Source organism: Paenibacillus sp. (assembly GCF_031177825.1).
GTDB lineage: Bacteria > Bacillota > Bacilli > Paenibacillales > YIM-B00363 > Paenibacillus_AE.
Map to the genome: position 1 here is coordinate 272,396 of NZ_JAPSKE010000005.1, position 21,007 is coordinate 293,402.

Genomic DNA, 21,007 nt, shown 5'->3' on the forward strand with positions numbered 1-21,007 from the left:
CTGATATTCCGCCATCCGGCTGTCTCGAATTTCCTCTCTATTCGACCAGCCCCGTGCGTTCCACGCCTTCTACGAAATATCGCTGGGTGAACATGTAAAGCACTAACGGCGGCAGGATCATCAAGAAAGAGGTAGCCATCTTGATCGGCTCGTCGAATACCGTCGGACCATTCTCCGCGATTCTTGCTTCGATCCCCGCCGAAATCTTGGACATGCCGAGCGAAAGCGGAACGTCCTGCGCGTTGATTAGATACATTGCAGGGTAATAGGAATCGTTCCAATTCCACACGAACGAGAATAGGAACACAACGATGATCGCAGGCCGGGCCAACGGAAGCATGACCTTGTAAAACACCTTAAACACGTTCGCTCCGTCGATCCGCGCCGCTTCCTCCAGATCCTTCGGCTGGGTGCTGAAGAATTGCCTGAAAATAATGACGAACAACGCCCCTTTCAGCCCATGGCCGAATAGCGCCGGAAGCAATAGCGGATACAGCTTGTTGATCCAGCCCAGCTCGCTCGCGGCGAGCAGCATCGGCAATATCGTAAGCTGGGGCGGAACGATGAACGTTAACAGCAAACAAAACATCCAGAACGTCTTGAGCGGAAATTCGAGTCGGGCGAAAGCATACCCCGCGACGGCGCACAGCAGCGTCTGAGACGCGGCGATGGCTAGCGTAAGGCCTGTGCTTAGCAAGAACGCTTTCGCATAATCGAGCATAACCCAAGCTTCCTGCAATGTCCCTAGATATATAACGCGCGGTACCCAATTGACGGCAGGATCGACCAGATCCGCGGCGTCCTTCACCATCGTCGAGATCATGAAAAACAAAGGATTTAAATAAATATAAGCGGTGTCGATAAGAATGACGTAAATAAATAGCTTAAACAGAAGGCCTTGGTCCGCTTCTTTCCCTAATAAGGCATACTTCGTTTTCCGCAATACCGTTCCGTTTCGGATCCATTGCCATTTTCTCCTTATGGCTTTCTTATCCGTATGCGTCGCCGTATTCCCCACTCCCATTCCCCCTCTACGAATTTACGACCCGGTAAGATCTTGTGATCCGATGGAAAACGAGAAGCGTTACGCCCAAAAACGCCAGAATAATCATGAAATAAATCCATGCCAGCGCGCTGGATAGCCCGTAATTGCTCGAGTTCACCTTGGCGATGATCGGATTCGTCGGGAAGGTGAACAAGTCCACCACCGTATAGACCAAGTTCAGGAAAATGAAAGGAATCATACCCGGCAGCGTAATTTTCCAAAACGTCTCCCAAGGGTTCGCCCCATCGATGCGAGACGCCTCGTAGATCGAGCTCGGGATCGTCTGGCGGCCGGCAAGGAAGAGCAAAATTTGAACCCCGGAATACCAAAGGATCAAAATGAACGATTCCAACACCGTTATGATGGCGTTCGCCCATAGCTCCGGGAGGCGGGTCGCGATGAACGAGTTCACGTTATATCGCGACAGGAAATCCAGCCCGCCTTCCCCTTGCGCGATAAATTCGAGAATGACTCTGCCCGTCGTAAAGATCACCGGCAAGAAGAAGATCATCCGAAACGCCAATCGACCGGGAAACCGTTGGTTTAAAATAATCGCGATCAGTAACGAGAAGATGATAATGATCGGCAACATAATAACGGCTTCGCTCAAAAATGGGATCAGGTCGTTGTAAAGGACGCTCCCGTTTTCAAATAAGATTGATTTGTAAAGGTCGAATCCGACGAAATTGGCCTCGATGCCCGTTGCCAACACCTGTACCCGATGGAAACTCATATACAGCGAATACAAAATCGGAAACGCCATAAAGACGAAAAATCCGACGACCCAAGGAGCGATGAACAACGAGCCTTCGATATTCCGCACCGCCTTGGCGCTTAGACGCTTCATTGTTCGCTCTCCTTTACGATGAAATAACCTCTCGCCTCGACATGCATAGTACCGACCGAATAAGGAGTGCTCCCATAATTCACAACGATCCGCGTCCCGTTCTCGTAGGTCGTCTCGAACACATCGTTCGCCAACGCCCGGTGGTTCACGATAAATCGATCCTGCAGATCGCGTTGCGCCTCGTTGTAGGCTTGGTATTGCTGAACCGCCTTCTCCGCCCAATCCTCGTACTGCGTGCTGAACATTCTTAGGCTGTATGAATCGTTCATTCGATGCGTCGGCTCATGCGTGAAGGCGAAGGACGGAAGCGCCCCGTATTCCAAATCCCGCAAGAATTGCTCTTGATATTCCCCTCGATCGTTCACGTATCGGGAAGAATAGGTAAGCAGCCCGTGCAGCGCGATCTGCATGAACGGAACCGCCCGATCCGAGAACAGGTCGTAAGAGTAATCGTCGACCATCCCGAAAATATGGTCTGCATATGCGTTCACGTACTGCGCGGAATAGCTTGCATTAACGGTCGAGAATCGCTCCGCCGCCTGACGGTAGAACTGCGCTTGCAGCGCCTTGGCCTCGCTTCGGCTGCTGCCGTACCGCGTATTGAAGTCGCTGATCAACCATTGCCCCACTCCCCCGCCGTAACCGTATCCATGGCCGAATGTCATTCCGTCGAACCCTAGCTTGGAAATCTCCTGCAGATCCTCGTCGAAATACCGTTCGACGAACCGCAGGCTCGCCATGGGCAAGTCGTTCCCGTACCAATCTTCGAAATTCATGATCGTGCCGGACATATCGCGCATCGCTGAATGCCGGCTAGAGAAGCCGTGCGCCCCCGTGTTGTTCAACACATAATTGACGCCGTAGGACACCGGAAACCCGAGCGAATGCGCGAAATCGACGAAATGCCGGATGCCTTCATTCCCTCCCAAGCGGGAATCGACCGGGAGAACGTCGCCGAAACTCGTGAACCCGTCTTTCTGCCAACCGAGCAGGTTAATGCTCATCCGCTCCACTCCCATGCCGTAGAGGGTATTCACGATTTCCATCGCTTGACTGGAGGTCGTCATCGGAACGTAGGCATCCATGAACAAGCCTTCTTCCCGATCCCCGCCGATGAGGGACACTTGGAGCGGAATCGAACGTTGCTCCGGCACAAGGCGTTCGTACCCTTGTTCTTCCATCAAATACTGACGGTACCGAGAAGCCATTCCCGCATACGTGCTCTGCTCGCCGGTCAATACGTAGTAGCGGACGACGCGGTCGGACCCGAAACGGCGTTCCTCGTCATAAGCCAGATACGAGGTTTCGCGGTGGCGGTTCGTGACCTGCTCGTACGGGGAGCGGTAACGCATCTCCGCGCCGATCCAATTATATAGACTGTAAACGCCGGCCGGGGAGGCGATGATGTCGGCGTACTCTTCTCCCCCTTCCACGACCGATAGGAATCCGTTATCGCCCGACTTCATGCCGAAGACAGGCATTCTTACCGTATGTCGCGAAGACTCGTCGGCGCGGTAGGCGAAGTCCGGTCCGTAGATCGGTTCCTTGTAAAGATTCATCTTATTCCGACTGGATTTCGAAAAATTCATAATCGCCCCCGAGCCGTCGGGGATGAACAAATACCCGTCTTGACCGATGCTGTGTTCGGCCCCGAAGAAGGGGAACAAGCGTACCGATAACAATCCGTTCCTCGCCTCTTGAATTCCTTCGTTCACGATCTTCGTCTCTATATAATCGTCCTGAATCCGAATTTCTACGGGAATGGATACTTGTACGTCGGTGAACGCGTACGTGAGGCGAACGCCGCCTTCGATCGGCTCGTAATCGCGGATCGCGCCGTTGGCGGAAATCCAGTTCGTTAATTCCGGACGCGCATTATGTCTCGTAAAATCTAATGTCTGGATCATAACCGGGGATCGCAAATGATCTTTCCAGATGCCACCGATCGTCTCGTCCTTCCAATGCTCGGGGTTCGGGTAGGAATGCCATAGATTCCCGCTCCGCTTATCCGTAACCATGAAGTGACCTGACCCCGGATCGACTCGCAAAACGAGCGTATGCGTTTCCGCCACTTGTTCGAATTGCCCCTCCGACGGCAGCTCCTCATGACCCGACATCGGGTTCTGCACGGCTTCGATCGTCGCCGCGAGAGGCGGAGCCGTTGCCCCTTCGGAGCTCCATCGGATGTCCGTCGTCATCGCCAGATAGATCAACACAGCGAGGAAGAGCGACATCACGATCGTCTGCGGGATTCGCGCGCGAATCGTACCAACGATTCGACTCATCGAAGCGTCACCTCCTGGTACACTTCATAAATAAACAATCTAAGCTCGTTCGACAAGCCGATCACGATAAAGGCGAGTACTCCTGTGACCAGCATGGCGAAGACGGACAGCAAGATGTTGACGACGGTCTCTCCTACGCCGTAATTTTGCAACGACTGCACCTTCCAGAAGAACATGGCGCCGACCCAGACGACCAAGCCGTAAAACAGATACTGATAGATCGCTTCCTCGGACAACGTCAAGGCGTTGGAAACCAACGTTAACGGGATGGCGAAAAGCGCGAACGGGATCAGAGCGTATGCGCTGCCGACGAACACGTCCTTGAAGCGGCCCTCCCCGCGGTAGATCGAGCTGATTAAATAATTGCAGATCACCCATATGAGCCACACGAGCGAAAATTGAATGAATACGGTCAATGCATTGACCGAGTGTTCCTCTGCCTTGAGGAAGGAGAAGCTCGTTAACATGCGATACACGAGCAAGGCGGCATACATGCCGATCAAGACGAGGAAAGCTCCCCGGTAGCCGCCCTTATTTTCGAACCGCAGCGCCGTAAACCCGTCTATCGGATGCTTCAGCATGTAGAACGCATGCTTCAGCTGCTCCCATACCGGATGGAGCCCTCGAGTTGGTCGTCGGGCGGCGAACCGAGCGGCCAGCTTCCGGACGAACCGTCCGGAGGCGAGGTATATGGCGCTAAACGCTACGAATAACGTCGCAAAGAAGGAAAATCGTTCTTGGAACCATCTTAGCCGCAGCTGCCAGAACGAATCCGAGTACCCCACTTGGTCCCCGGCGCGTCGAAACAGTTCCTTCGCCGTGTCGTACTCTTCCTTCTGGTAGGCCGTCTTGGCCAATCCAAGAATGGCGGGCGTATATTGCGCGTTCAGCTCGAGCACTCGATGCCAATAAGGCTCGCTCTCCGCATAAAACCCCTTATTCGTCAAATCGTTCGCATGATAGACGAGTTGACCGAATTCCGACAGCCGGAACACTTGGAGCACATTCTCTTGATCGTCCAGGAGGAACAACTCGTTTCGCGAATTGACCGCTACGGCCACCGGATTTTTAATCAAGCCGAGCTGCGTCGAAGACGGCGCCGATCGGCCGCCCCAGAAAAACAGAAGATTGCCGTAAGCATCGTATTGGTTGACGTATCGGTATTGTTGGTCGATGGCGATGATGTTGCCATACTGATCTACGGCAAGATCCGCGATTTGCGGAAGCAGCTTCCGCCCTTCCTCGGAATACCGCGTCCACAACCGTTCTCCGAAAGAAAGCGACTTCGATTCTCCTTCAAGCCGTTCCGTCGAATTCACCAACAGGTTTTTCCCTTCGTAGTTTAACCGCTTAACCTGGCTGCTGCTGATATTTCCCGAAGTCGAGGTGTAAATGAATCCGTCCGGTCCGATCGCCACATTGCTGATCGCTCCCGGCAACTTGCTGATTTCGTTCGCGTACATCTCTTCGGTATACAGCGCTCGCTTCACCGCGTCCAGCACGGAGAACTCCGTTTTATTGGCTCCATAGAAGCTTTGGAAATTCCCCTCTTGATCGATCTGCAGCAAGCCCCTGTAACCCCCGAGCGTTACGACATACAGGTACCCCCGCCGATCCGCTACGACCTTGATCGGATCGTATTTGAAATCCTCAGGAATGAACCGCGAATCCGGACGCCCCATCTCCTGTACGAAGTTTCCTTCCGAATCAAGGTGCACGACCCGTTGATTCCCCGTGTCGGCTACGTAGATGTCGCCCTCTGGGTCGACGAATACGCCTTCAGGGGCTTTGAACGGGGAAGATTCCGACTCAATATACCGAAGAAAATGTAGATTTTCATCGAAGTGCACGATTCTGTTGTTCCCGGTGTCCGCGATATAGACATGATCTCTCGAATCGACGAACACGTCCTTCGGTCCCGACAGAGGCGAGGACTGTTCGGATTCCGGCTCCTCCGGGTCCGGAACGACAAGATCGTCGCCCAGTAGTCGGATCGGCGTATATGCCGGTTGCGTGAAGATCACGTTGCCGTAACTGTCTTTCGTGAACGTCGGATACATCACATCGGCCTTGACCGCAGGGTCTCCGGCTCCCGCTACAGTGGTCAGAAGCACGGCGGCTACCGCAGAGAGCAAGGTTTTTCTCCAATACTTCAATGGCTTCGCTCCTCCTTTCCGCGCGATTATTTGATACCGGAGTGGGCCATCGTGGCGATCACCTTGCGTTGAAAGACCAAGAAGACGAATAAGGTCGGTACGATCATCACCAGCGAAGCGGCTGCCGCAGCCCCTTGCCGCGCTACGGAATTCGCTAAATTTTGCGTCAACGTCTGCAGGAAATAAGGGAACGTCTTCATCGAATCGTCGGTCGTAAACAAAACGGACGTTTCCGTATTCCCCCAGATGTTCTGGAATTGCAAGATGGCGACGGTGGCGACGGCCGGCATGCACACCGGCATCACGATGCGCAGAAAAATCATCACTTCCCGGGCTCCATCGAGCTTCGCCGCCTCGATCAGTTCGTTGGGCACTTGGTCCATGAATTGCTTCATGAGGAAGACGCTGACGGGTGCCGCGACGTGCGGCAATACATGGGCCCAAAACGTGTTCGTAATGCCTAGGGACGATACAACGACATAACGGGGAATTTGCATCGTCTCCGGAACGAACATCAACGACACGATGATGACGAAGAACAGTGCGTTGGCGCCCGGAAACTTGTGTTTCGCCAGCGGGTACGCGCAGAGGGCGCTGACGATCGTCACGGCTAACGTCGCGATCACGGCGATCGAGATGCTGTTGAACATGTACCGCGACGCCGGGATGGCCGAGTCCCGGGTCACGACGAACAACTCCGTAAAGTTGGCCCAAGTCGGATCCATCACAAAAATATTCGGCGGAAATATGAACAGCTCCGAGTACGGCTTCAGCGCGTGGTTGAAAATATAGATCAACGGGAGAAGCATGAAAATCCCCAGCAGCAGCAGTACGACCGCGATCCATATTTGCCCGCGGTCCCATCCGAGGAGCAGGGACGCTCGGCGTCGCAGCGCAACCGCTGCCCGCTCGTTCCAACCTAACCGGTTCATGCCTCATCCTCCTTCGCTCCGAACAACCTCCAGCTCAGTCGATTGGCTAAGAATATAATAATCAACAGGACGACCGACACGGCGGAGGCATACCCCATCTCGAACCGGATCAACCCATAATCCTCTACATGGTTCACAAGCAGATGCCCCGCATATTGCGGCGTCGGATTTTGTCCGGAAAGCTCCACCCCGATATGCCCCGCTTTGAACGCGCCGACGATCGCCATGACGGCCGCGAACAGCATCTGGGGTTTCATCGACGGGATCGTAATCAACCACACCTCCTGAAGCCTGCTGCGGATGCCGTCCACCCGCCCTGCCTCGTGCAACGTCTTATCCACGTTGAGGATGCCCGCCAACATGGCAAGGAAGCCGATGCCCATCGAAGACCACAACGTCACGGAAATCATCGAATTCATCAAATACTTCTTATCCAACACCCACAATCGCGGTTCGTCGATGAATCCAATACCTAGTAGAAAGCTGTTTAAATACCCGATTCTATCGCCCGACAACAACGGGATCCAGATGATCGACATCGCCACTCCCCCCGCCAAGGAGGGAGCGTAGAACGCTAACACATACCACAGCCTCGCTCGATCGGGAAGCTGCGCCAGGAGCCAAGCCAGCGCGAAGGAGGCGATATAACCGCCCGGCCCTACGATAACGGCGAATTTCACCGTATTGGGCAACGCATATTGCAAGAAGAGCGAATCCTGAGAGAACAAGTATTCGTAATGCTTCCAGCCGACCCAGCGCGGCGCCTCCATCCCGTTGAAGGCGGTGAAGCTAAGTCCCATGGCCGCAAGCACCGGAATAAGGATAAAGATGCCGAATGAAATTACGAACGGCGCTATGAAGAGATAGGACAACCGGTATCGCCAAATTTCCTGCGCTGCCGCAGACCATCGCATCCTAATCGGCATATCGATCGACCCCTTCCCATGGGCGATTCACTTCGGGCAATCCGAACGTTTCGAGAATGTTTCCGGCCTCGTCGCGGTACCCGAATTCGCTCTGCTTCCGGATCAACTCCCGGTTGATGTTCATCACCGCTCTCTCCAGCGAGCTGCGGTAATTCATGCCGTCGACGACGGTCCGGTTCCAAGCGTTATTTAGCTCTCTCGGAATGAAATACGAGCCCGGTACATTAACCATTGATTTGTACCAACGCCACTGCTCCAACAGCGGATCCAACTCATCCGGCGTCCAAGGCAGCTTAACGAACGCCTCCGCATTCGCTGTGTTCCATCGGAATTCAGCCCCATAGAAGCCTTCCAACTCGGAACCGAACTGCTCTTGAATTTGGGAAGACATCCACCAACGGATAAATTCCCAGCCCCATTCCGGATTCGAAGATTTCTTCATAATCATCGCGGAGCTCTGACCGGCGGCTCCCGATGCCGGCGTCCCCGCTCCGAAACCTCCGAGACCTTGGGACAGCATGCCGATATTGCCGCCCGCCCAACGCTCCACCTCGCCTAACTCGCCTTCGTACCCCGGGATCGGCGCCATTCCCCACCATCCGGTCAACTCGGGAGCGGCCACCGATAATTGGAGATACGTATTCAAATCCGCGATTCCGATCGGCATATCGCCGTCGCGGAAATGCTGGTAAAAGCTCGGGACTTGCTGCTCGATGCCGTAGAGACTAAACAGCTCCGTCGCTTGCTGGAACGAAGTGAATCCTTCCGGCGTATCGAGCCCCGTCCGCATTCCGTCCTCCTTATAGAAGTCGGCGCCGTTCTGATAGACGAACATCAGAAATTCCCCCGTAGGAATGTAGAAGTTGTATCCATTCTGCTGCAAGGTCGGCAGCATCTCGTATACGTCATGCCACGTGTTCGGGATCCCGAGACCTAATTGGTCTAAGATGTCCTTCCTATAGAACAGCATCTTGAGCTGCAAGGTTTCCGGTACCGCATAATATCCGCCGTCATAATAATAGGGGAGCATCGATCCCGGCGCGAAGTTCTCGATGAATTCCTCGGATCCTTCGAATGCGGACAAGTCCACGGCGGAGTTGCGGAAGGCGAATTCCGACGGTTTGCCTTCGCTGATCCCGAGCGCCACATCCGGAGCTTTGTTCGTCGCATTGGCCAGTACGAGCAGCTCCTCGCGCGGCAGCAAGTCGATCTTTACGGGAATGCCCGTCTCCGGCGTGAAATACTGATCGGCCAGCTCCTGAAGCAAATTCACATAGTCCCGGCCATAATTCATCCAGACGTTTAGTACGCCCTCTTCGTTATCGGACAACTGATTCTCCTCGCTGAAGGACCGGGCGAAGTTCATGACCCCGCTCGTCGCCTTCTCCCAGAGGTTGGCCGTCATTCTAGGAAAGTCGCTTCCATGCGGGACGAGAACGATCTGGTCGAGCGCAAGCGGCTGTTTCGTTAATTGATTCGTAATCGAGGCTACCTTGGACTGAATGATCGCCAGCGTGTCCTTCTTGTTCGGAATCTGATTCGGCCGATCGACCAAATCTTGAATATCCGATATAGCTGTACGAAGCGACTGGTAGTTATTATCCTTGCGCCCGTTATTCGCGATCCACAGCTCGGACATCGTGTGCAGCTTCTCTTGAATTTGCCGCAGCTGCTCCGGGATTTCCGGAAAATTGTCTTCGATGTCCCAAGTGCGGTTCGGATCGTCCTCGCCCCTTGTCAGCATCTGCACATCGCTCGTTACGTTGCCGAGCTGCTGAATCGCTTGTTCGAGAAGCACTTGCACTTCTTTATGCGGCGCATAAGTGACGCTCATGGACAATGTGTGTTCGCCCGCTTCCAAGTAAAACGCATAGGGCTGTCGTTCCTCGTTACTAAGGATGTATCGCTGCCACTTATTGTCGTAAGGGATTCCGAATGCGAGCATCTCTTGGAAAGGAACCTTCCCATCGATCAATAGCTTTCTATAAGAAGTCACATTGGACTGCAGGTTATTCAAGACGCGAAGACCGATATCGTACAAGCCGGCTTCCGGAACCGTGAACGCCCATGTGATCTGCTCTCCTCCGTCGTTCCACCGGTTTCCCCCCACTCCGTTAAATAGGGTGGCTCCGTCGGACTTCGGCGTCATGAAAGCGTCTTTATCGCTCAAGATCTGAATCGAAACTTCGTTTTTCTCGTGCATCCGTTCCGCTTCGATAACGATCGGCTCGCTGCCGGCCGAAGGATTCGCCGCCGGGTATCCGGCGAGTACCTCGCCGTAGGTCGGCAACGCTTCCGGCGGTCCGAACGCGATCGTGTCTAGCACGATTGAGGAGAAGCCCTGCAGCCGCAACGTGTGCGTCCCCTCCGTTAGTTTCCACAACAGCGGAACGCCATAAGAATCCTCCCGATCGGTGACCGCCAAGTCTGCCCAACGTTCTACCTCGATGGGCTGCGGACGCATATGATCCCCGAAGCGATCGACTTTCAGCGGCATCGCGTCGCGGAAATACCGAGGGAACCGAATCGACCGAGCTTCTCGGAAAGGAAATGCGCCGTCCACCGCGATAGAAAACGTCGCCGGACGATAGGTACTCGACCCTGAAGCGCTTTCATCCCGGTAATGGTTGTAGCGTACCGTCATCTCGTACAGGCCGGTCTCCGGCACTTCCACTTCGTATTCGATCCAGTTGTCCCGGTCGTTACGCCAGATGAGGACATCTCCGGCACCTGCGTAGCTACCCTTCGCAAGTCCGGATTCATCCGATGCAGCGATGTAATCGGTCGCCTGAATACGAAACGATTCCGTCCCTGCGGACAACCCTTCCGCCTGCCATTGCCGCAGGACGTCATGGTACATGTGCCCGAACTGTTCTTGCATCGATTGGAGTCGATCCCGAGGTTCGTCCGCTGCAGCCTGCGATGGATGCCACACGGCGGAAGTCAGCACGAGCGACATCGATAGGATTGCGCAAAGCGCGGATATCCATAACCTGACCGCGGGACGGGACCTCCGTGTATTCCTCGCTTGCATGTCGCTCCCCCTCCCTTACTCCGTAATCCGTTCATGGCTATCCCGGTCGAAAAACACCGCTTTGCTCATGTCCATCGTCACCGTCAGCGGCTCGTCTATGTCGTACCGATACTTCGGATGTACGCGCACGATGAGATCATTTTCCGTCCCGGCATCCAGGAAGAGGAATCGATCCGCCCCCATCAGCTCGCTGGATTTGTGCATCCCTTGAAGCTCCGCATGAGGGGAAGTACCTGACTCGAATCGTTCGTTGCTAATATTTTCCGGTCGGATTCCAAGAATGACAGTCCGTTCGACGAGATTGCGAGCGCGCAAGGCAGCCGCTTTCTTCACGGGGATTTCCAAGGCGAATCGACGGGTATGAAACTCCAGCTTGTCTCCGTTCTCTAGCAGTTTACCGCTTATGAAATTCATAGGCGGCGATCCGATAAACCCGGCGACGAACAGATTGTTCGGCAAGTTATAGATTCCTTCCGGCGTATCCACTTGTTGGATGACGCCGTCCTTCATCACCACGATCCGGTTGCCCATCGTCATCGCTTCCGTCTGATCATGGGTGACGTAAATCGTGGTCACGCCAAGCTGCTTGTGCAGCCGGATGATTTCCGTGCGCATCTGCACCCGCAGCTTCGCATCCAGGTTGGATAACGGTTCGTCCATGAGAAACACTTGCGGATTCCTTACGATCGCCCGGCCTAAGGCGACCCGCTGCCGTTGTCCGCCGGAAAGCTGCTTCGGCTTGCGGCTGAGAAACTGTTCGATCTCCAGCACTCTAGCCGCTCGCTTCACGTGAAGGTCGATTTCGTGCTTCGGAAGCTTCCGCAGTCGAAGGCCGAACGCAATATTCTCGTACACGCTCATGTTCGGATATAGGGCATAGTTTTGGAATACCATCGCGATATCCCGATCCTTCGGGGGGAGATCGTTGATTAAGCGGTCGTTAATATACATTTCCCCTTCGCTGATCTCTTCCAGCCCCGCCACCATTCGCAGCGTCGTCGATTTCCCGCAGCCCGAAGGACCGACAAAAACGACGAATTCCTGGTCTTGGATTTCTAAATTGAAGTCTTTCACAGCGTAGGTCGAGTCTTTCGCGTACTTCTTATAGACGTGATTAAACAAAATTCGCGCCAAGCCGCAACTCCCCTTTCCCTATCCGTCTGAATCTCTTATATTCACTGTAATGGAACCGGCGTGAATTTCGTGTGAAGATTTCCTTTACAATAAAAAACATGGAAGGCGCATGAAAAAAGAGGCCCTCTCTAGGTTCCAATGGACATAGAGAGGGCCTCTTCTTCTTACGTCAATTCGCGATATTCATTCAGATAGACCCATCGTCCTTCCTCCATCGATCGGTCCGCCGCGAACCCGACCAGATGACTCGTGATCGAATCTTCCAGGCTCGTCGTGTTGGGGGACGGCTCGCCGCCTTGGATGATCCGGACGAAATCTTTAATCAGAATCGAATCCCCTCCCCCATGCATCCCCTTGGAGGCGTTCAATTCCACCCGTTCTTCCGTATATTCGCGACCCTGGCGCGCGTCGTATTTCCGAATGACGAACGCCCCGTCTTCCAAAGCGCCTTGAATTTCACCCTTCGTGCCGTTGATATGAAGAGAGCGATGGTTCATCGGGGAATTGCCCACGAGATTGAATACCGCCGTGGAGCCATCCTCGAATTCGATCGATACCGACTGGTGATCCGCTACGGTGTTGTCGCATCTCCAGACGCACCGTCCGAACGGGCTATCCGTCTTTAAGGACTCCCGCTTCTCTTCCTCCGTCATCGATTCATGCTTCCCCGGCCACACGTATTTCGCCCATAGGTTCATCTCCACGTGATGCTTCTGAGCCGAATACGGGCAGGAGGCTTCGATCTGACAATCTACCAGACAGCGTTCGCCGGAGCCGGCAGGCGCCTGTTCCTTCGTAAAATGCGTTAACCCCCCGAAGCTGCTGACGCGCTTCGGCGCGATACCCGATTTCATCCATGCGAGAATATCGAGATCATGGCATGATTTGGCGATAAGCATAGACGTCTTGCTAAGCTGTTGATTGCTCCATTTTCCGCGAATATACGACACGGCCATATGATGATATCGGATATGCTCGGACGCGTACATGCTTATGATGTCGCCGATTTCCCCGTCGGCGATTCGCCTGCGGATTTCCGAGTAGAACGGGGCGTATCGAAGCACGTGACATATCATCACCTTGCGGCCATGCTTTTTGGCTTCTTCTTCCAGGGTCACGATTTCTTCCGCGGATGTCCCGATCGGCTTCTCCAGAAGGATATCGTATCCTGCCCGGAGCAAGGGAATCGAGGTTTGGACATGCAGGGGATCCATTGTCCCGTTGATCGCGGCATCGGCGAAACGAGGAACCCGTACGAACGCTTCCACCGAGTCGAAGCAGTTCTCTTGGGCGATTCCGTGAACCTCCGCCGCCCGTTGTCTTCGCGCCGGATCGGGATCTACGACGCCAACGATTTTCATCTCGTCGGGATAACGCAACGCATGCGTAGCATAACCCATCCCTCGGTCGCCCGCTCCAACCAACACAACCTTAATATGCTTAGAACCTTTACTCGGTGTAACGGTTTGTGTCTCTACGCTAACCATTGGATTCGTTTCTCTCCTTTGCCCTCAATGTGGATCCAGTCGATTATGGATTTTCGGAGATCGCCTGGTTGACAGCCTCGTCGACTTCTCTCAAGACGGTGTTGATGTCGACGTTCTCCGTGACGACGCGGGTCAAGCCCTCCGTCACCTTGGTGGCCGCGGCGGCGTCCCACTTCGACTTCGCATATGGCGCCGCGAATTGATTTTCGTAGAGGACGTTAACATCCACTAGGCCGGCCACTGCATTGCCCTCGTACAATTTGTTGCGAACATCCGGATTTACCAGCGGCGTAGCCAAACCAAGCGTCGCCAACTCCGATTGCACTTCGTCGGACGTATAATACTTAATGATTTCCAGCGCCAGCTCCGGTTGCTTCGAGGTCGTGGAGATCGCCAAGCCGCCTCCGAACAACCCCGTACCGATGCCCGGCGCGTCCTTGAACACCGGATAGGTCGTTACCCCGATATCCATGCCCGCGTTAATCGCTTCAACCCAAGCCGAGCTGTGAACGGAAATCAGATGCGGGAACATCGCGAGGTTCTGGTCTTTGATAAATGCGTTGTTTCCGTCGCCTAGCGTCGCTCCTTCCGGGAAGTTCCCAGGCACGCCGTAGATGTCCTTGTAGGTTTGAAACAGCTTGCTCCAGCCCTCGTTGGAGCCGACGACCGATTTCCCTGAAGCCGCATCGACGTACGGCAGCGAAAGCTGCATTTGCAGTCGGTTCACGTTTATGCCGGCATGCAGCCCGCGGTAATTTACGCCGTCCTGCGTTCTAGAGAGCTCCTTGGACAATTCGATTAACTCTTCCCATGTGCTGTTCGGTTTCGGGTAATCCACCCCGAACTTATCGAAGATCGCTTTGTTGTAATGCAGCACGAACGGCTGAATCGTGTAGGGAATCAAATACAGCTCCCCATTCGCCGCGTACGACCGGATATCGTCGACGATGAAAGGATCGAAGCGGTTCAAATCGATATTTTGTTCCTTCGCGAGCGGGTCCAGATCAAGCGCGAGATTCAGATCGATAATGCTCTTCAAGTTCGTAATGCCTTGGTCGATAATATCCATCTGCGTGTTGGAGGCGACGACATCCGCGAAGGTGAAGTCTTTCGACGTGACGAGCTGTTTGACGGTCACGTTCGGGAATTGCTTGGTAATAATGTCGATATACCGCCTCTTGAAGTCCGCTTCGCTGAAGTTTACCGAGATGACGATTTCGCCCGTCGCCGAGGACGGATCGAACTCCGCCGGCGCGTTCTCCGTCGGCGTCGGCGTCGGCGTCTCAGCCGGCGGCGACTGCGCCTCTTCGCCGGCGCCGCCGGCCCCCGAGCACCCGACGATCATCGTTGCAGCGAACATCCCCATGACTACCGCTTTCATTTTGTTCTTCAATCGTAAAACCTCCCTTAGTCTATGTAAGAATCATTGCGATTCAACTGCTGACGTTAGACTTCAGCCGTTCTCTTACGTAGGAAGTTAAGACTTGAAGCTGCTCGATCTCGAGCTTCTGATTCGGTTTAAAACACGTCTCGTCGATTACGCGGCTTCGAAGCTGCAGAGGAACTCCGCTCAGCTGCAAATGATACTTGGCATTCACAGGATAGTATTGCAATTCGACTAGGGACGCGACCCCGAGGAACGCCTGAATCGCATCCGCGATCGCGGGGTCCGTACGCCAACGTTTCACCAAGTACGCATAAAGATCTAAATGAAAATTCGCCATAACGCCGCTGAAGCCAGCAGCCCCTAGTTTTAAGGATTCTAGTAATGTAGAAGAGTTGGCATTGAATAGTTTCAAGCGGCTGCCTCTCACCGCCTCGAGCTTCGCCCTCATTTGCTCGACATCGCAACAAGTATCTTTAAGGAAGGAAAATCTCCCGGTGTCCGCGCACCATCTGAGCAACTCGGGACTTAACAGTCTCTTGTAAGGATAAGGACATTCGTAAATGCCGAACTGCACTTCCGGCACCCGCTCTAAGAGATACTCCGCATTTCGCTTCCAAATCTCATCGTCCTCCTCGCGGGCAGCCAGTCGATTGCTAACGAGAACGACGGCGTCCACCCCCGTCGATGCGATCCTGCCCAACTCCTCGACCTGATCGTCCGATCGGTCCGAAATATGCCCCGAAGCGATGACGGGGAGCCGACCGTCCGCTTTCTCGACGACGAACTTCGCTAGAGCGACTCTCTCCTCCAGGGATAGATAGAACATCTCGCTGGACTGGCAGACGGCGAACAACCCGTCGCTGCCATGCGCGATATACCATTCGATCAACATCTCTAATGCATCGTAATCGATGCTTCCCGAAGCCGTAAACGGCGTTACCATCGTCGGCCAAATTCCGTTAGGCACTTCTGGTTTCATGCGTGATTCTCACCCCCTCTATATCTTCCTGAAATCTGTGATTCTATGGTAAGTGATGTAGTTCGCATTGTGATAATTGAACGCCCCGTTCAGCGCCGTACGCGAGAGGAACACCAGATCGTCCCCGTGAATTTCCCAATCCACGTATTGAAAACCAGCTTGCTTGTCGTCCTCCGGCCATCCATTATCTTGGTAGTTGAGAATGTCTCGGCATATCGTCCAATGCTCCAGGTCGGGAGAGGAAACCAATGTCAGTATGTTGCGTTGAAAGATGTTCGACGAATTGACTCTGTTTACAAGCGACCAGTAGAGTCCGCTTACAGGATCGTATTGGATCGAAAATTTCGAAAGATTTCCGTAGAAATCTATTACTTTCCCGAAGGACAATGGACGTTCCGGATGCCGATCGTCAATTTCAAGAATAACCGCGCGGCCGTGTTCCGGCTCCCCGCCCTTCGTATGATAACGCAGAATATTGACTAACTTCCCGTCGGGCGTCACGACCACGTTCCCTTCAAGCACGCTCGGCGCGGCTCCTCCGCGTATCGATCCCGGCCAACTCGGATCGTAGGGCAGGAACGGCGAACAGATCCAACTGGAAGGATCGAGCAAGTCGCCATCGACGCTCGCGGAGACGACCCCCGCATCGTGACCGCCTAACGACCAGGCGCCGTACTCGATCGCCGACCAGAGACGGCCGCGATGCTCGACGACCGGCATCGGCGCTTTATGAGGGCCGCCGGAATCCCGATCCCCACCGGGTAAAATCACGCTGGGTCCGGACCAGGTTTTCCCTTCGTCGTCGGAGCGACCGATGATCAAGTCCCCGTATTCCGTGCGTGTCGCCAACATATAGACGCTCCCGCGATGCTGGAACAACTTGCCCCAGAAGCACGGATATAAGTCGCATAAGAAGCTCCAGGTTCGGCCGCCATCCAGGGATTCGAAAATCTTACTTAGATTCTGCCCCCCCTTCTGCCAGTAAACGTCATGCGAAACTAACATGCGGCCGTTCGGCAACGTCGTGATCGACGGACTCGCGGGCGATCTCCCCGAGTAATCGTATGTGTAGTCCTCCGGATGGATATAGTTCACGACAGTGCCGGGGACGACTCCGGGCCTAGCCAATCTAACGGCGCTTTCCGAAACGACCTCTTCCGTCCCTTTCGCGCCGGCCGTCACCTTCAGTTCATAATCCTCGCCGTTGGTTAAGCCGCGAACGACGACCGACGTCTCCCCTTCGGCCGCCGGATACGCGCCAACCCGTCCCGAACTGCCGCGGCGGAACAGTTCTACGCGAAACTCCAACCCCCGCAGATCGGTTTCTTTCCCCTCGTACGCGAAGTCTACTTCCAGCATGCCGTCCCCCGGGGCCAATCGGACGATATGGATGTCATTGAGCGCGTCGTAACCAACCGCCGCACCAAGCGCGCTTTGGGTTCGGAAACTCCACGTCGGCCACGGCGGTCGGATGTCCTTATTCCGCATCTCCCATTCCCCTTCCGATGACTTCTTGTTCCTAAATAGAGAACGTCGTTCTTGTAATAGTTCAAAAAAAAAGAACCTAGTGAGTCATCTGTGCGTCCGATTCCCTAATGTTCTTAATTAGAGAACGACGTTCTTTATAATTAGTATAGCATGAGCACTTTTCCGTCACAATACTTTCCGAGAAATTCCTTTCCAACAAATTTATCCGATCGTTCTACAACTTGTTTTCAATTTCGGTTACGGCCTGTTTCAATAAAGAGGATAACTCCCGAATTTTCTCTTCGTCGAAGCGCAAGGAAGGTCCCGAGACGCTGATCGCCGCAATCAATTGCTTGCGCTTGTTTAGAATCGGCATTCCGATGCACTTGATCCCATACTCATGTTCCATTCTATCGAGCGAATACCCTCTTTCCCGGGTCTCGGCGAGTTCTTGCAATAAGAGCTCCGCGTTCGTGATTGTATTATCCGTGAATTTCTTCAATCCTCTCGAAATTACGTCCGACACCGTCTCTTCCGGCAACACCGAAAGCATCGCCTTGCCGGTGCCCGTGCAATGAAGCGGCGCCTTGACTCCAAGCATGGATCTGGTCGATAACTGGTTTTTCGGCAAGCAAGCATCCAAATAGATAACTTCTCCTTCGTAAGGAACCGCCAAATAAACGATTTCATTCACTTTATCCGCGATTTCCTGCATGTAAGGGATCATCAGCTTCCGGAAGCTAATGTTGCTGGAGATAATGTTACCGAGTTGCAAAATTTTGAACCCGAGACGGTACTTCCCGTTGTCCTCGTTCTGTTCCAAATAGCCCGCCTTGACGAATGTCGTTACGATATTCGAAACATTGCTTTTATAGAAACCGAGGTGTTGGCTGAGCTCGGTAATTCCCCATTCCGGTTTTTCCAACGAAAAACAATCCATGATCTTCAATGCCCTGAATAAGGACTTGACTTTAACATCTTCCTCCACGAACGACACCTCGCATCATTTTAATAACACTGTTCTCAATGATTGTACTACAGCTCAGCCTATCATTCCACAGCCCTCTACTGGATCTGAATTTTCAAAAAAAAATGTATTGCCCACCCTACATCCCATGAATTACAATCCACATTAGGAGAACAACGTTCTTCTATAAGGAACACCTTAGGAGGATGATGGCTCTCTATTTAACCATTAACTACGAAGGGAGAAGTTAGAATGAACGAAAGTTCTAAGACGGACGACTTGCATGGAAATTCGCAACAATCGTGGGAGAAGGCGACGATCAGCCGCCGGAAACTGTTAGCCGCGCTTGGCGTATCCGGCGTAGCTTTCATCGCATCCGGGCTGCCCGGCGGATTATTGCCGAGGGCCCAAGGCGAGACCGTGTCCGAGAACGTATACGGCAGCGGCAAGGATCAGAAGAAGGTCACGCAGTTGGAACTGCAGAGCATGAACGGCATCCAAGCAGGTACGTTGGCCGAATGGTTAAGTCAGCCTCCCGGGAATAACAATCAGATATACTATGTTACGGATGCCGGTAGGGAGGGGCATTTCTACTACGATGTTACAGACCTTACCTCTCCGGCGGATGGCGGTACGATATACATAACCGGCGAGGGCGTAAGATTTAAGAGGATCTATGAGGGGAGTCTGAACGCCCGTTGGTTCGGCGCCGCGGCCGATGGCGTTACCGACGATACGGACTCGCTTCGAAGAGCGCTCGAGGCTTCGCGCGGGAAATCGTTGTATCTTCCGCATGGCGTCTACTTGGTTACGGACACGCTCACGATTCCGCGGAATACATTCGTTCGAGGCGCTGGTAATTCTTCATGGTTTACCTTCGGCCAACGGAGGAACGAACTGCCCGACAGCATTTTAGACATGGAAAACGGAACGATCCTTAAATTTATCGGCAGCGGCTCCAGCCGCTTCTCCAGCAACCGATCCGAGTTCCAGAACTTCACCTGCGCCGTGAGGTTCGAGCGCGACGGAGACGGCATTCAACTATCCGACCTCAAGATACTGTCCCACTTCCGCATTCGCGACGATTTCGGCGCGATCACGACGCCGGATACAGACCAACACGCGATGATCGATGTAGGGCTTTGGATCGACAACGCCGACCATATTAAGCTGAATAGAGTCTCTGTCGTGGGGTATTGGCAGAAGGCCGGGTTGTATATCGACGCATCGGGCCGTCTCTCCCAGGGCGGAGAGTTCGGAGCCGTCGAATATGCGACGATCGAAGATTGCTTCTTCCAGGGTAAAATCGGCGTGGCCATCCTCGGCGGAGACGAAGGAAATCCTCCCGACGAATTCGGATTCTCCCCCCCTGCCGTCGGCTCGGATGAGATGTCGGAAGGTCAGTTCGGCATCTCCCATGTCCTCGTATCCGATTGCTTCTTCTCCGGAACCGATCACCATTCCAATGGGTTCGCTTCCGGTTGGCAGCAGCGAATCGCGCCGGATAGTACGCCTCTGATGATCGACGGCTTCATCGGCAGCGGCAGCCCCTATCGCGTGAACCATCAGCGATTCGTCAACTGTTCGTTCCAAACTCGGGAGAGCGCTTCCATTGTGTTAAACCGCGTGATTCGCCCTGCGTTCGTGAACTGCCGCGCGGAGAGCGGCCCGATTCGGGCAAGCAAATACACCTTGCTGCCCCGCCTCATCAATTGCGAATTTCCGTACAATCGAACCAACCCGGCTTATCAGGAAATAGAACACTGTCCCGGAGCTGTAATCATCCCTGAGTTCCGAAGACTTGGACATGTCCACCTTCGGACGTTCGAGTTCAAGATCGAGCTTCGAAACAACAACGGCGTGATCGAGCATCGGATGGGCAAAGCCAACGGCATCCAGAGCAGCGCCGCGTCCAAGGACGTAGAAGCCCTGTTTCGTTACGCGATCCAGTCGGGCGGTTGGAATTATCGGACATGGTCGGCCACCCCCGTTCCGGGTAACGGAGCGAGCGACGATTATTCCAAGGGCTGCTTCCTTGGAGAGAAGTCGTTCCTTGCCAAGTATAATTTGTTTACGTGCGCGGCGATCGATAACCATCCCGATTATCAAGAAGCCGAGGTTTCCGTCGTCGAATCGCGAGCGGCCGACCCGGAGTTATGGGTTAGGGCGGCGGTGTTTTCCACGCAAAACGTACCTTACCGCATGAATGGGTATTCCAGCGCATTAAAACTCGAACTGCGCAACGGCTCGGGCCCGGCCACGACGTTATCCCAGAATCTCCCCATGGAGAATAACGGTCCAGCCAGCTTAATTCTGAAAGTAAGAGGGAAATTTTACGAGCAAATCTACGGGGTGTGAGGA

The 21,007-nt window shown here is 53.9% G+C and carries 14 protein-coding genes; 1 reads left to right on the forward strand and 13 read right to left on the reverse strand.

Annotation, left to right across the window (positions count from 1 at the left end; translation table 11 throughout):
- Nucleotides 1-37: 37 nt before the first annotated feature.
- From RIN49_RS08550 to RIN49_RS08610, 13 genes are all read right to left on the reverse strand, one after another.
- Nucleotides 38-982, reverse strand: a complete 945-nt coding sequence (locus RIN49_RS08550) for a carbohydrate ABC transporter permease (protein ID WP_309119819.1) — start codon at nucleotides 980-982, stop codon at nucleotides 38-40.
- Between the two features lie 49 nt (nucleotides 983-1,031).
- On the reverse strand, nucleotides 1,032-1,892 hold the full coding sequence (locus RIN49_RS08555) for a carbohydrate ABC transporter permease (protein WP_309119748.1): 861 nt from the start codon (nucleotides 1,890-1,892) through the stop codon (nucleotides 1,032-1,034).
- Entirely contained in the window at nucleotides 1,889-4,177 is a 2,289-nt protein-coding gene (locus RIN49_RS08560) for a DUF5696 domain-containing protein (RefSeq protein ID WP_309119749.1), read from the reverse strand. Before RIN49_RS08560 ends, RIN49_RS08555 begins: the two co-directional genes overlap by 4 nt.
- Nucleotides 4,174-6,333, reverse strand: a complete 2,160-nt coding sequence (locus RIN49_RS08565; protein WP_309119750.1) for a YIP1 family protein — start codon at nucleotides 6,331-6,333, stop codon at nucleotides 4,174-4,176. Before RIN49_RS08565 ends, RIN49_RS08560 begins: the two co-directional genes overlap by 4 nt.
- Before the next feature lie 26 nt (nucleotides 6,334-6,359).
- On the reverse strand, nucleotides 6,360-7,265 hold the full coding sequence (locus RIN49_RS08570; protein ID WP_309119751.1) for a carbohydrate ABC transporter permease: 906 nt from the start codon (nucleotides 7,263-7,265) through the stop codon (nucleotides 6,360-6,362).
- Complete coding sequence (locus RIN49_RS08575) at nucleotides 7,262-8,191, reverse strand: carbohydrate ABC transporter permease (protein WP_309119752.1); 930 nt, start codon at nucleotides 8,189-8,191, stop codon at nucleotides 7,262-7,264. Before RIN49_RS08575 ends, RIN49_RS08570 begins: the two co-directional genes overlap by 4 nt.
- Nucleotides 8,181-11,072: an extracellular solute-binding protein gene (locus RIN49_RS08580; protein WP_309119753.1), complete on the reverse strand. Its 2,892-nt coding sequence runs from the start codon at nucleotides 11,070-11,072 to the stop codon at nucleotides 8,181-8,183. The genes RIN49_RS08575 and RIN49_RS08580 overlap by 11 nt, the downstream gene beginning before the upstream one ends.
- Before the next feature lie 168 nt (nucleotides 11,073-11,240).
- The gene (locus RIN49_RS08585; protein WP_309119754.1) at nucleotides 11,241-12,359 is read right to left on the reverse strand and encodes an ABC transporter ATP-binding protein; all 1,119 of its coding nucleotides are present in this window, start codon (nucleotides 12,357-12,359) and stop codon (nucleotides 11,241-11,243) included.
- A gap of 164 nt (nucleotides 12,360-12,523) precedes the next feature.
- Nucleotides 12,524-13,846 (reverse strand): Gfo/Idh/MocA family protein, encoded by a 1,323-nt coding sequence (locus RIN49_RS08590; protein ID WP_309119755.1) that lies wholly within the window; start codon nucleotides 13,844-13,846, stop codon nucleotides 12,524-12,526.
- A gap of 43 nt (nucleotides 13,847-13,889) precedes the next feature.
- Complete coding sequence (locus RIN49_RS08595; RefSeq protein ID WP_309119756.1) at nucleotides 13,890-15,239, reverse strand: ABC transporter substrate-binding protein; 1,350 nt, start codon at nucleotides 15,237-15,239, stop codon at nucleotides 13,890-13,892.
- 40 nt (nucleotides 15,240-15,279) lie between these two features.
- Nucleotides 15,280-16,212 carry a dihydrodipicolinate synthase family protein gene (locus RIN49_RS08600; RefSeq protein WP_309119757.1) on the reverse strand — a complete coding sequence of 311 codons (933 nt, stop codon included), beginning with the start codon at nucleotides 16,210-16,212 and terminating at the stop codon, nucleotides 15,280-15,282.
- 18 nt (nucleotides 16,213-16,230) lie between these two features.
- Nucleotides 16,231-17,700: a sialidase family protein gene (locus RIN49_RS08605; protein WP_309119758.1), complete on the reverse strand. Its 1,470-nt coding sequence runs from the start codon at nucleotides 17,698-17,700 to the stop codon at nucleotides 16,231-16,233.
- A gap of 214 nt (nucleotides 17,701-17,914) precedes the next feature.
- Nucleotides 17,915-18,667 carry an IclR family transcriptional regulator gene (locus tag RIN49_RS08610; RefSeq protein ID WP_309119759.1) on the reverse strand — a complete coding sequence of 251 codons (753 nt, stop codon included), beginning with the start codon at nucleotides 18,665-18,667 and terminating at the stop codon, nucleotides 17,915-17,917.
- A 231-nt stretch (nucleotides 18,668-18,898) separates the two neighbouring features.
- On the opposite strand from RIN49_RS08610, the gene RIN49_RS08615 reads away from it, so the two are divergent.
- Complete coding sequence (locus RIN49_RS08615) at nucleotides 18,899-21,004, forward strand: glycosyl hydrolase family 28-related protein (protein ID WP_309119760.1); 2,106 nt, start codon at nucleotides 18,899-18,901, stop codon at nucleotides 21,002-21,004.
- Nucleotides 21,005-21,007 lie beyond the last annotated feature (3 nt).